8 protein-coding genes are annotated in these 12,689 nt (G+C 70.3%); 4 read left to right on the top strand and 4 right to left on the bottom strand.

All coding sequences use genetic code 11. From position 1 onward, the window contains the following. Position 1: 1 nt before the first annotated feature. The 4 genes from IT371_02865 (at position 2) to IT371_02880 (ending at position 7,672) form a co-directional block, all read left to right on the top strand. Positions 2 to 919: a HEAT repeat domain-containing protein gene (locus IT371_02865; GenBank protein MCC6746570.1), complete on the top strand. Its 918-nt coding sequence runs from the start codon at positions 2 to 4 to the stop codon at positions 917 to 919. Positions 920 to 1,222: 303 nt separating this feature from the next. Beyond that, a complete protein-coding gene (locus IT371_02870; GenBank protein ID MCC6746571.1) occupies positions 1,223 to 1,924 on the top strand; it encodes a hypothetical protein in 702 nt (233 codons plus the stop codon). Between the two features lie 247 nt (positions 1,925 to 2,171). Then, positions 2,172 to 7,181: a sigma 54-interacting transcriptional regulator gene (locus tag IT371_02875; GenBank protein ID MCC6746572.1), complete on the top strand. Its 5,010-nt coding sequence runs from the start codon at positions 2,172 to 2,174 to the stop codon at positions 7,179 to 7,181. Positions 7,182 to 7,294: 113 nt separating this feature from the next. Beyond that, positions 7,295 to 7,672, top strand: coding sequence for a hypothetical protein (locus tag IT371_02880; GenBank protein MCC6746573.1), 378 nt, complete (start codon positions 7,295 to 7,297; stop codon positions 7,670 to 7,672). Positions 7,673 to 7,690: 18 nt separating this feature from the next. On the opposite strand, the gene IT371_02885 is transcribed toward IT371_02880, so the two are convergent. The 4 genes from IT371_02885 to IT371_02900 form a co-directional block, all read right to left on the bottom strand. Beyond that, positions 7,691 to 8,473: an outer membrane beta-barrel domain-containing protein gene (locus IT371_02885; protein MCC6746574.1), complete on the bottom strand. Its 783-nt coding sequence runs from the start codon at positions 8,471 to 8,473 to the stop codon at positions 7,691 to 7,693. 15 nt (positions 8,474 to 8,488) lie between these two features. Beyond that, on the bottom strand, positions 8,489 to 9,433 hold the full coding sequence (locus IT371_02890) for an outer membrane beta-barrel domain-containing protein (GenBank protein MCC6746575.1): 945 nt from the start codon (positions 9,431 to 9,433) through the stop codon (positions 8,489 to 8,491). A gap of 200 nt (positions 9,434 to 9,633) precedes the next feature. Then, a complete protein-coding gene (gene ftsY, locus IT371_02895; protein MCC6746576.1) occupies positions 9,634 to 10,830 on the bottom strand; it encodes a signal recognition particle-docking protein FtsY in 1,197 nt (398 codons plus the stop codon). Positions 10,831 to 10,908: 78 nt separating this feature from the next. Next, positions 10,909 to 12,600, bottom strand: a complete 1,692-nt coding sequence (locus IT371_02900) for a carboxypeptidase regulatory-like domain-containing protein (protein MCC6746577.1) — start codon at positions 12,598 to 12,600, stop codon at positions 10,909 to 10,911. Positions 12,601 to 12,689 lie beyond the last annotated feature (89 nt).

The raw sequence follows: 12,689 nt of genomic DNA on the forward strand, positions 1-12,689 counted from the left end.
CGTGCGACTGCTCGTCGTCCCTCTGGCCGGGGCCGTCGCGATGGTGGGCGGCGGGTGTTCGCGTCGCGCGGGTGTCTCGGCGGACGCGGCTCCGCTCGCCATCGGTCGCCTCGCGGTGCGTGAGCTCTCGGCACCGGAGGACCGCGTGCCGGGCCTCGGTGCCCGAGAGGTGGAGACGCTCGTTGAGGCCCGGCTGCGGGCGAGCTCGGTCGTGCGGCGCGTGGAGCCGTCGTCCCCCGGCGCCTACCACCTCACGTTGCAGGTCGGCATTGGTCGACCGGACGGTGAAGCGGACTCGTCGGACGACGCAGAAGCGGCGCGCTTCGTAGCGCTCGTCTCGGGACGGGGGACGGTGCTCGGCAGGCCCGAAGCCCTCGAGCTGCAGGCGAGCGCGGCTCGACCTCTCGCCAGCTCCGGGGACGTGGTGCGGGAGCGGCGCCGCGTGTTGCGTGGGCTCGTCGAGACGGTCCTCGACGACCTGCTCTACCAGGCGCGGCTCGCCACGGCCCGAGATACCGAGGTGGTGGCGGCGCTCCGGGACCGGGATCACCTGCGAGCGGGCGCGGCGGCGGAGATCGCGGCCCACCGTCGCATCGCTCCGGCGGTTCCTGCGCTCGTGGCGCTGCTGAAGCACCCCGACGAGAGGCTGGCCGACCGAGCCATTGGAGCGTTGATCGCCATCGGGGATCGCCGGGCCGTGCCGCACCTCACCCGTCTCGCGAAGTTTTCGGACACTGCGAAGCTCACCAAGCTCCTCGACGGCATCGCGACCCTCGGCGGCGACGAGGCGCGCGAGTACCTGGAGTTCGTCGCGGTGGGGCACGGCGACGAAGAGATCCGCGGTCTCGCCACCGAGGCGCTGGACCGGCTCAAGCGCCGGGAGGCGGGCTCCGGACGTGCTCCCTCGCACAGACGGTGAAGCTCCGCGCCAGGCTGCTCGTACCCTCGAGGTGACCCGCGGCAGACCGCGTCGCTTCGTTCGCTCCCGTGCTCCGACTGAGAACGCGTCTTCACACTCGCGCCGTGTGCGCACGGCACGGTGGGCTGGGCGGCGCGTCCCCCGGAGAAGGGTACTTCGTCATGATCTCGACAAATTGCCTTCCATGATCGGGGAGCGTAGACTTGGCGCACCCGTTGCTCCCCTATCCCTCGCGCAGCGGCGGACGCCTGTCGGGTGGCGGCCGCCGATGGATCTGGGCTCACGTTGCCACGGAGGCTCATCATGAATAGACGTCGACTTACCGTCTTCTTACCGGCTCTGCTTCTTGGAGCGTCACTGCTCCTCGCGACACGGGACGCGAGCGCGCAGTACTACGGCTACGGGTACGCGCCGCCGCCCCCCCCGCCCACGAACCCGTACTTCTCTTTCCGTCATCGCGTGCACGGCTACGTGGGCGGTCACCTGAGCGGCCTCGTCGTGGCCAAACAGCTCAGCGACTACTCCGACGGGTACATGGGTCACGGCGGTGGCGCTGGTCTGCACGGCGGCATCCGGCTCGGACCCTTCGTGGCCCTCGAACTGAACTGGGGCATGACCTTCCACAACGAGACCTTTCACGAGCCCGGCTGGACGGTGACGTATCTCGACAGCCTGTACCTGATGTCCATTACCGCGGACGTGAAGGTGTTCATTCCGACGCGAGGTCCGGTGGAGCCCTTCTTCCAGGCCGGCGTTGGCTTCGCGTACCTCGGGCCCAATTACTCTTCCTACTATGGCGGTAGCGGCACGGTCTTCGCGTCGGGCCCCACCTTCGACGCCGGTGGTGGCGTGGAGGTCTGGCTCGGCCCGTGGTTCTCCCTCGGTGGGCGCCTGCTCTACCGCGGGTTCTACTTCGGGAACCCGAACGTCGCGGGGATCAACAAGCTGTCGAAGAACTTCGTGAACGGCGTGGGCCTCGACCTCTTCGCGACCTTCCACTTCTAGTTCCAGCCGCTCGGCTTCGCCTTCGTCCCCCCGCCAGATCTCTTCCCCCTTTGCCGCGCTCGGCCCGGCCTGCGCTGGCCGTTGTCCGGCGCATCCTGTAAACTAGGTATGCACTTTGCTGGAGGATCCAGGGGGTAGGGCCAGACAGGATGGAAGATATTGATTGCATAGGCCAAGGTTGGCGGACCGCGGGCAGATGGCCGAGCGACCGAAAACTAAGTTGACGATACCTCGGGCGGCGCCAGCCGTGGCCGGTCGCTATGGTCTCGGAAGGATCCTCGGGGAGGGAACCGGCGGCGTGGTCGCGGAGGCGGAGGATCTCACGACGGGTCTTCGCCGGGCGCTCAAGCTCTACCGTCAGCGTGGCGATGCGGATGCCGGCGCCTTCGACGAGCTCACCTGGCTCTCCAGCCTCGCCCACCCGAGCCTCGTCGCGGTGCATGACCTCGGAAGACTGACGGAGCCGGTCGAGCTCGCCGGTCAGACCTTCCCGCGCGGGACCGTGTACGCGGCGATGGAGCTCCTTCAGGGAGCCTCTGCCGCCTCGGTCATCGCGAGCACGCCGGAGAACCTGCGGGCCGCGCGCCTGCGGCGCATGGCGGACGAGCTCGCCGACGCGCTGCACCTCATCCACCGCCAGGGCCTCTGCCACTACGACGTGAAGCCCGACAACGTCCTCGTCGCGGCGAACGGGCGCGCGGTGCTGGCCGACCTCGGGCTGGTCGCTCCGCCTTCGTCAGTGCGGGCCGGGCGAGGCACGATCCCCTTCATGGCGCCGGAGCTGCTCGCCGGTCTGGGCGGCGACCACCGCGCCGATCTGTACAGCCTCGGGGCGACGCTGGCCGCGCTGGCGTCCGGAGCGCCGCCGTTTTCCGGTGAGGGTGCGGAGCTCGTGGCGGCCGTTCTGACGCGCAAGCCTCTGTTCGTCGTCCCATGGCTCGACGAGGAGACCGCGAGCCTGCTCGAGCGACTGCTGCGCAAGGACCCGTCCCGCAGGCCGTCGTCGGCCTTGGTCGTGCGCGCGGAGCTGGCCCGGATCGCCGGCGATCACCGGACCGCGACCGAGCTCTCATCCCTGCGGCAGGTGGTGTCCCCCGCCTTCGTGGGCCGCGGTGAGGCGGTTCAGGCGCTCGCCGCGTGTCTCGCCGAGCACGCGCGCGGAGAGGGAGACCTGGGCGTGGTCCTCCTCGACGGGACTCCGGGGGTCGGCAAGTCGCGACTCGTTGCGGAGGCCGTCAGGCGCCACCGGATGGCCGTCGTGGGCGGAACGGCCCTGCCGGTGCGGGTGCTTCGGGGCTCGGCGGAGGCGATCTTGCTCGAGGCGGGCGGGTCCCCGTTCGCGCGAGGCCTACGCATCGCGGAGCGGGCCGTACTGCTCGACGCGCACCTCGTGCGGGAGAGCGCGCTTCAGCCGGTGGTGATCCACCTGCCGGAGCTCGACCAGGATCCGCTGGGTCTCGCGCTCGTGCAGGTGCGACTGCGAGCAAGTACGTCTCCGACGGACCGCGGGCGCGTGTTGCTGCTCGTCGAGAGCTGCACCTCCGCGGCGGATCCCGTCCGCGAGGCGCGCGCTGGGCTCTTGCGTCTGGTGGTGCCGCCTCTCTCGGTGGACGAGATCGGAGAGCTGGCGAGCTCGATGTTGGGGGCGCCGCTCGAGCCGGAGGCCGTTCGCTCACTCCACCGGGCGTCAGCGGGCCTTCCGGGGCTGGCCGCCGAGCGACTTCGCCAGGCAGTGGGAGCGCGGTGGCCCGTTGCCGGCGCCGACGAGAGCCCCGGGTCGCTCGCCTCCTTGCTCGCGCGGCGACGAGGGCTGCTCGAGGCCTCGGCGCGCGCCGTGACGGACGCGCTCGCGGTGTGGAACGGACCGGCGTCCGTGCGGGAGCTCGCCAGCCTGGCCGATCTTCCGCCCGAGGGGACGTGGTCGGCTCTCTCGTCGCTCGTGGCGGATGGGACGCTGACGGAAGAGCAGGGGCGCGTGGCCTGGCCGAGTGCGGCCCACGCCAGCGCCTGGCAAAGCGGGGTTCCGGCGTCGCTGCGACGGCGCCTCCACGCCCGGGCCGCGGAGCTGCTGACAGCGCACCCGAGCGGTGCGGACCTCGAGGTAGACCTGCGCCGGGCTCGACACCTTCTCGGAGCCTCGCGCGCCGGCGCCGCTTCCGGGGCCCTGGAGGTCGCGCGGCGGCTCGTGGACGGGCCGCTCCCCGCGCGCGCGCTTCCGCTCTTGCGCCAGGTGCTCGCGAGCGCCGACGAGGCGCTTCGGCCGGCGGCACGGCTGCTTCTCGGCCGGCTTCACGTCGAGCTAGGACAGTACGCGCAGGCGCTCGAGGTGTTGCCGCAGGACGCGCGCGGCGAGGCCGCCCTGGTGCGTGCGCTGGCGCTGCAGCGACGCGGTGACTACGCCGAGGCGGAGGAACTGTTGCGCGCCGAGCTGGCTACCGAAGAGGACCCGGAGCGTCGGCGGCAGGAGGTCGCCCTGCTTGGGCAGGTGCTCGGTCGCCGAGGACGCTGGCGGGAGGTGCTCGAGCTCGTGCGCGATACGCGGACCGCGACCAGCGAGGACGCGCGTAGGGACGAGGACGCGGCCCTGCTCGAGGCCGCGGGGCTCGCGCACTTCTATCTCGGGAAGCTCGACCAGGCGGAAGGGGTTCTCCGGCGAGGATCGGAGGTTGCGGACGCGGGGGCTCATCGAGGCCAGCGTGCTCGCTTCTCGCACCTTCTGGGGATGGTGGCCTTCGCGCGTGGGGAGCTGCGGGTGGCGGCCGAGCGCTACCGGCAGGCGCTGCAGCTGGCCGAGGAGGACGGGGCGCTGCACCTCGTGGCGAGCTGCAGCGGAAACCTGGGTTCGGTGCTGGTGGAGCTCGGGAGCTACGCCGAGGCCCTCGACCGACTGACGGTGACGGTCCGCGAGCTCGGCCGACTCGGACATGGCGCAGAACTCGGTCAGGCGCTGTGCAACCTGGCGGGGCTCTTCGCCGCGCTCGGCGACTTCGGCGAGGCGGGACGCATCGCGGCGCGCGTGGAGGAGCTCGACGCCGCGAGCTCTCACACCGCGGGCTACCTCGCGCTCTTGCGCGCGGAGGTGCACCGCGCGAGCCAGGACTGGCCGGCGGCGCTGGGTGAGGCCGACCGGGCGTTCGCTGCGTTTTCGGCGGCCGGCGTCGAGCGCGAGAGCGGTCTCGCGCAGACGGCGCGGGTAGAGGCCCTCCTCGGTCTGGGGCGCTTGGACGAAGCCACGCAGGCCCTCGACGCTCTCCCCACCGCGGGCGAGACCTCGGACGTGGCGCACGTGCGAACTCTGGCGGCAGCGCGGCTCGCCCGTCATCGACGGATCCCGACCGAAGCGCTCGAAGCGCTGCTAGAGACCCTGGCCGATCAGTGCGCCGCCCTGACCGCCCGAGGGGCCGCGCCAGCTCTCTGGCGGACGGCCGCTCGCCTGGGCGGTCTGCTGTTTTCTAGCGATAAGCCCGCTGCTGCGCGCGCGGTGCTCGAGCGCGCCCGGCGCACCCTGGAGGAACTCGTGAGCCACGCCCCCGAAATCTACCGCGAGCGCATGTTGCGGGACCCGGATGCCCTCGCGCTCGAGGCCGACTGGCGGGCGCTGGTCGGCGGTGCGACCGACGGCGCGCGAACGATGGAGACGCGCGCGGCCGTGGGTGAAGCGGCCGACTCGCCGCAGCGACTGAGGAGGCTGCTCGCAATCAACAAGCGCCTCAACAGCGAGCTGCGACTCCCCAACCTGCTCGAGATGATCGTCGACACGGTCATCGAGCTCACCGATGCAGAGCGCGGTTTTCTGGTCCTCGTCGAGGCCGATGGGAGCTTCGCCGTGCGCGTGGCGCGCAACATCGACCGGCGGAGCCTCGAGGGGGAGGAGCTCGCGCTCAGTCGCTCCATCGCCGAGCAGGCGGTGCGGCGCGGGGACCCCGTGGTGACCGTGGACGCGGCGGGTGACGGACGCTTCCAGGCCGCGCTGAGCGTGAGCGACCTGCGGCTGCGCTCCGTCATGGCGGTGCCCCTGCCAGTGAAGGGGAGGACCGTCGGTGCGCTCTACGTCGATCATCGGCTTCGGCGGGGCGTCTTCGGCGAGGCGGAGGTGGAGCTCGTTCAAGACTTCGCCGACCAGGCGGCGATCGCGATCGAGAACGCACGCCTCGTCGAAGAGAACGAGCGGCGACGGGCCGAGATCGAGACGCTGAACCAGCAGCTGTCGTCCACCGTCGAGCACCAGTCTGCGGAGCTGGAGCAGGCCCGCGAGGAGCTGCGGAGCAACCGGCAGGCCCTCGCGCTGCGGCACGACTACGGGGACATCGTGGGTCGCACGCCGCGCATGCTCGACCTGTTTCGGCTGCTCGACCGCGTGACCGACACCGATCTGCCGGTGGTGATCTTCGGCGAGAGCGGGACCGGAAAGGAGCTCGTGGCGCGCGCGATCCACTACAACGGCCGGCGGTCGGCGAGGCCCTTCGTCGGCGAGAACTGCGGCGCGATTCCAGAGACGCTCCTCGAGAGCGTGCTCTTCGGTCACGTGCGCGGCGCGTTCACCGGCGCGGACCGCGATCGGCGGGGGCTCTTCGAGGTGGCGAGCGGCGGCACGCTCTTTCTCGACGAGGTTTCGGAGATGAGCCCCGGGATGCAGACCAAGCTCCTGCGGGTGCTGCAGGACGGGGAGGTTCGCCGCGTCGGCGGCGAGCGGAGCCAGCGGACCGACGTGCGGGTGATCGCGGCGGCGAATCGCGACCTCGGGCAGCTCGTCGCGCAGGGCCGTTTCCGCGAGGACCTCTTCTACCGCCTGAGCGTGGTCCGCATCGAGATCCCGCCGCTCCGCGAACGGCGCGAAGACATCCCGACCCTCGTGGAGCACTTCCTCGCGAAGCACGGCGGCACCGGGAGGCGCGTGAGCCGCGTGGCGATGACCAAGCTGCAGGGCTACGGCTGGCCCGGCAACGTGCGCGAGCTGGAGAACGAGATCATGCGGGCCGTGGCGCTCGGGGGGCCCGACGTCGAGGTCGCAGACCTGTCGCCGCACGTGGGCGACGCCCTCTCCCGGGTTGTGCGAGACCCCCGGGACCTGTCGATGAGACCCCGGGTGGAGCAGATGGAGCGGGAGCTCATCCAGGAGGCGCTCGTGCGCACGAGCGGCAACCACACCCAGGCGGCCCGGGCGCTCGGCCTGAGTCGGTTCGGGTTGCTCAAGAAGCTCCGGCGCTACAACCTGGAGAAGGGGGACGGGACCGCCGCCCGCGGGCGAGATGTCTAGATCGTACACGCGCCATGGCAACGAAGTTGTCGGCTGTCCCCCGAGCTCCTTCGCGAACACGTCGCAAATGGCGCGCACGTGCCTTGCATGGCTCGAGCCCGAGAGGTGGATCCGTGCTGCTCCGAACCGTCGTGCGTGCGTTGCTAGCGGGTGCGGTCCTCTGCGGGGTCGGGTGCAACACGCCCCAGATCCCCCTGCCTCCGCCCTGCTTCGAGTGCCTCTCGAGCCAGGTCGTGGACCGGACGGCGGGGCTCGTGTCCCTGCAGGGCCGGAGCACTCCGGATATGGGGGGGGCGACCGTGCAGGTGCTCAACCGTCGTACCGGCCACGGCGTCATCGCTCCGGCCCAGGCCGACGGCAGTTTCGCCACGCGGTCCTTCGAGGCGCGCGAAGGGGATTCGCTCGTGGTGGACTATACCCTGGGAGGTGAGCCGAGCGGCCCGCTGTGCGTCCTTCTGGCCTACGACGGCCCGCTGCGGCGGTGCCCGTAGGGCAGGGGAGGGACTGCTCTAGTTCGAGGTCTTCGGGTTGCCGGGCAGGAGGAAGGTGAAGCCGATGCCCACGAAGAAGTGGTTCTTGAACTGACGGTCCGACGAGTCCACCAGCACCTTCTTCTGCGTCAGCTCCGCCTCCGACGTCCCTCGCGTGATGTCCTGGCCCGACTCGTTGTCCTGGAACATGAGGTCCTTGACCTCGACCGTCATCGCCATCCACTTGGTGAAGAACAGGTGCATGCCGAAGCCCCAGACAGCACCCGGGCGGAACCCTTCGTTGGTCTCGTTCGCGCCGGCATCGTCCGTGTTGTTCTTCGTCATCGCGAAGCCGAATCCGCCGAAGGCATAGAAGTCGTAGGCGAGGAAGAGCTTGCCGAAAATGCCCATCTTGCCGGCGAAGGGGGTGAAGGCGACCCGCACGTCCCCGATCAGGTTGATGTCGGAGAACTTGCTCTTGTGGGTCTCCCAGGCCTTCGTGTTGGCGGGGGCGAAGGTCCCTTCGATCTCCCCGGCGAGGCCCGTGTCGAGCCCGAACCCGTAGCCGATCTCGGCCCCGAGAGCCAGGTAGTCCGTGAGGTGGAACTGCAACTTGGCGCCCACCGCGATGGAGTGCCTGAGGGCGCGGTTCAGGGAGAACCACACTGCGGGGCCAACTTCGAAGCGCTTGTCCCGCAGCTCGTACCGGTGTCGAACGGCGGGCTGTCCCTCGAGCGGGCTCTTGCGCGGCTCGGCGTGGGCTACGGAAGAGCTCACGATCAGCGCGGCCAGGGCGGTGGCGATGAGGTGCGTCTTGCGCATGCGTCCGAGCTCCCTCTAGCGGAACGTGGTGTAGCTGAAGTCCAGCGGCAGGTAGAAGCTGAAGCCGGCCGTGAACATCACGTTGTTGATGAAGCGCGTCTCCGCCTTTTCCTTGGCCTTGGCGCCGTCTACGTCTTGCCGCCCGGGAGGCTCGAACTTGTCGAGCATCATGAAATCGCGGAAGGAGACCTGGGCGGCGAGCCATCTCGTGATGAAAAGGCGTCCGCCCATGCCGATCGGGAAGGTCAGGGCGAGGTTGCTGAACGGCTCGTAGTCGTAGTCGCGCGGAATGATCTCGGTGAAGCTGACGCCCACCCCGCCGGTGACGAAGATCTCGTAGTGCCAGATCCACTTGTTGAAGACGGAGAACTTGCCGTAGATGGGCACGTACGACATGTTCCCGACCACCGTGCCCTTGTACTTGTTGAGGCTCGGCACCTTGCGGAAGTGGTACCGGGTGAAGAATTCCTGATCGAGCACCTGGGGGAAGTAGTACATGCCCATGGCGCCGATGCTGAGGATGTCGGTGATGTGGTAATTGAGCTCACCGCCGATCGCGGTGTGCTGAATCAGGTTGTCGTTCACCGAGGTCCCCACGAACGGGGACAGCTCCACGCGGCGCCGCTTGAGGAAGGTCTTTCGCGGGATCACCACGATGTCCTTCCACTGCTCCCGCAGGTCCCGGGGGCCGGAGCTGATGCTTGGAGTCGCTGTGGGTTGCAGGTCGGCCTGCTTGGTCTTGAGGGCGTCGTCCGACGGGGGCGGCGCTTCGGGCTGTTCGGGCGGAACGCCCTCCTCGCCTTCCTTCGCGCCGTCTTCGGCACCCCCTTCGGGTTTCTCCTGGTCGCCCTTCTGCTCTTGCTTTCCTTCGCCCCCTTCGTTCTGGGCGTAGGCCTGGCCGGAAAGCGCCAGACTGAGCACCAACAAGCAACATCCGGTAGAGCTGCGAAACCGTTTCATTCCAACCTCGCGGTCGCCTGGTGCCGAATACCTCTGGAGTTACAGCAAGTTAGGTCGTTTCCGCCAGAGCGCGGCCAATATAGCACACGGGTTTCCGGCGGATCAACTATGAGGTTCGATAATTTGTGCATCTAGGTGTTGGAAGCTCTTCGGCAATCGGTTGAGTTGCCGTCGAGCGGCCCTCGTGCATTCCCCCAGGGTCAGGTCTCGGAGGCCTCTTCGCTGCGCTCGAAGAGAGCATCCGCGAAGGCCTCGGCGTCGAATTCGCGCAGGTCCTCCACCTTCTCGCCGATGCCCACGAAGCGCACGGGAAGGCCCAGCTCGTGGCTGATGCCGAGCACCACGCCGCCCTTGGCCGTGCCGTCCAGCTTCGTGAGCACAATCCCGGTGATATCTAGCGCGTCCTTGAAGATCTTGGCCTGGGCGATCGCGTTCTGGCCGGTGGTGGAATCCAGCACCAGGAAGGTCTCGTGCGGGGCCCCCTCCTCATGCTTCGCGATGGCCCGCCGCACCTTCTGCAGCTCCTCCATCAGGTCCACCTTGGTATGGAGGCGCCCGGCGGTGTCGGCGATGAGCACGTCCACCTGCTCGGCCTGGGCTCGCTTCAGTGCCTCCACGATCACCGAGGCCGGGTCCGCCCCTTCCTTACCTCGGACGACAGGCGTCTCTGTACGCTTCCCCCACACCTCGAGCTGGTCGGCCGCCGCGGCGCGGAAGGTATCGCCCGCGGCCAGCAGAACGGAGCGGCCCTCCGCGCGCAGCCGCGAGGCGAGCTTGCCGATGGTGGTGGTCTTGCCCGTCCCGTTCACGCCCACCACGAGCAACACGAAGGGGTGCCCACGGCCTACGTCGAGCGGAGCCACCTGCCGGAGCGTCAGCATCTCCTCGGCGCGCGCCCGGAGGAAGTCCCAGATCTGGTCTGGCGTGGAGAGGCCCTTCTTGCTCGCCTCGCGGCGGAGGCCCTCCATCAGCGACTGCGAGGTCTGCACCCCGATGTCGGCGGTGAAGAGCACCTCCTCCACCTGCTCGAGGAGCTGCTCGTCGAGCGCCGGGCGACCGCGGAAGAGCTGTCCGAGGCGGGCCACGAAGCCCCCGCGCGTCTTCGCGAGCCCCTGTCCGAGACGCTTCGCCTCGGCGGCGCGGTCGCGCGTCGGGCGGGGCGGGCGCGCCTCTTCCTCCTCGGGCGCAGCCTCCTCGTCGGACTCCTCGTCGCTGTCCCCTCCTGTGCGCGCGGCCTCCTCCGCCTCGGCAGCGAGCTCGCGGTCGTCCTCGGAGCCGGCCTGATCCGAGTCGAAGGAACGTTCCGCGCCTTTACGTCCGAGGCGACGCGCCGCGAGGATCAGAAGGACTACCAGCACGACGCCGAAGGCGCCGAAGATCAGGGCTCCTGCATTCATGGCGCGCGACTATAGACAAGTCGATCGGGATAGTCGACCGCGCGGAGTCGGGGCTGCCGCGCGGTTTCCCGGGCGCGCTCAGCCGGCGAGGCGCGCCGCGAGACGGCGGGCGCGGGCGAGCTCGCTCTCGGCCGCCGGGTACGCGGACCAATACGCCTGCTCGAGCAGCGCGGTGAGCTCCTCGAGGGGATGCGCATCTCTCGCCGCTCCCCCGAGGCTGTGACGCAGGATCTCTCGCGGCGTCCAGCGGCCCCACACTCCGTCGTGTGGCAGGCGCTCGAGGGTCACGTCCCGGTAGAGCTCGAGGAGTCGTACGCGCACTGGGACGAGGTCCACCCGCACCCCACGCAGAGGTCCCCCGTGGGGAAGCGCGGCCTCGAATCGCTCGCTGACGTAGCCCCTTCGCGAGACGCAGACCCGATGACGGCCGGGGGCGAGCTCCTCGAGAGCGAAGGCGCCCTCTCCGTCGGTGAGGGCGTGGATCTCGGAGCCGTCCTGCAGCGTCACGCGCACCTCGGCCGCGATGATCGGCCGGCGGTCGACGGGATCCCAGACCACGCCGGCGAGGCCGTGGTCGAGGGCGGCGGAGGTGCGACGGCCCGGAGGTGCGACGCGCAGCCCCGACGGCAAGGGCGCGGCGTCGGTGGACAGGGTCTGCGGTGTAACGCCGGCGCTGGGGCGTCGGCGCGGGCTGCGGCGCCAGAGCGCGCCCCTGCGTCGGTAGGCGACGCCCAGCAGCACCAGCGCGGTGACGAGTGCCGGGCCCGCGTAGAGCGTCACCGGGATCGGACGTGGAGCGGCGATGTGGATCGTCAGGGGGCGCGAGCTTCCCGCGCGTCGCCACACGACCGCCGGTGTCGCGGTGGCGACCAGGTCGAGCGGCCCCGGCGCGAAGGCGGAGGCGGAGAGGCGCAGCGCGAAGCGTCCGTCCGCTTCCGTGAGCGCGCTGGTCACGTGACGTCCCATGGCCTCCAGGCCGACGGCGGTCGTGGCGACGGGGCCGAGCAGGTCACGCACCTCGCCGACGAGCTCGAGCTCCTCGTCGGCCTGGAGCTCGTGCCGGTCGGCCCGCAGGGTGACGGTGACGGGCGAGACGAGGACGACCTCGACCTTGGCCTCAGCCGCGTTGGTGGACCCATCGCCGGAGAAGCGCGCCGAGAGCGTGAGGGGCCCCGGGGCGCCGAGCTGCGCGGTCGCGAGGCGGGCGCGCGCCAGTCCAGTGGCGTCGGTGCGCAGGTCCGCGGCCGGCTTTCCACCCACGAGGAGCCGGATGGGGACGGCCGCAGGACGCGCGGCAACGCGGGCCCGCACCTCCACGAGCTGGCTCGCCTGCGAGGCGTCGAGCTCGTGGGCCACGCGGAGCTCCAGATCGAGAGCGCTGCGGGTGACGTCGAGCGGGGAGGGGCTGAGCTCCGCGGCGCTGAAGTGGGCGTCGGCTCCGGCGCGGGCGGAAACCTGATACACACCGCTCGGGGCGCCGAACCGCACGCGAAAGAGGCCGTAGGGGTCGGTCACGGCCACCTGCGCGACCCGGCGTGTCCCCCCCGCGAGCTCGACACGGACCGGCCGGGCGGCGAGGCCGTGGTGCAGGTCGGCGTCGCGGAGCTCTCCGGTGAGCTCGACGACCCCGGCGGCGTGGCGGGCCTGGGTGATGCGGAGCGTGGCGCGACCCTGGACCGTCAGGGTGGGAGCCGCCAGCGCAACGGCCTTGGGCGCGAGCCCGGCCAGCGCGGCGGAGAGCACCGCCAGGGCTATCGGGGAGAGCCGCATCCCGCTACCATATATGAAGTGGCGTCGCGCGGCCCGTTCGACGCACCTTGGCACCAGCTATCGCGTTGCCAGAGAGATCGTCACCCAAG

This window comes from Deltaproteobacteria bacterium (assembly GCA_020848905.1).
Lineage (GTDB): Bacteria > Myxococcota_A > Polyangia.

Bases quoted from the DNA above. Each gene is read 5' to 3' on its own strand.
- IT371_02870 (MCC6746571.1), top strand. From the start codon at position 1,223: ATGAATAGACGTCGACTTACCGTCTTCTTACCGGCTCTGCTTCTTGGA.
- ftsY (MCC6746576.1), bottom strand. From the start codon at position 10,830: ATGAATGCAGGAGCCCTGATCTTCGGCGCCTTCGGCGTCGTGCTGGTA.
- IT371_02900 (MCC6746577.1), bottom strand. From the start codon at position 12,600: ATGCGGCTCTCCCCGATAGCCCTGGCGGTGCTCTCCGCCGCGCTGGCC.
- IT371_02885 (MCC6746574.1), bottom strand. From the start codon at position 8,473: ATGCGCAAGACGCACCTCATCGCCACCGCCCTGGCCGCGCTGATCGTG.
- IT371_02890 (MCC6746575.1), bottom strand. From the start codon at position 9,433: ATGAAACGGTTTCGCAGCTCTACCGGATGTTGCTTGTTGGTGCTCAGT.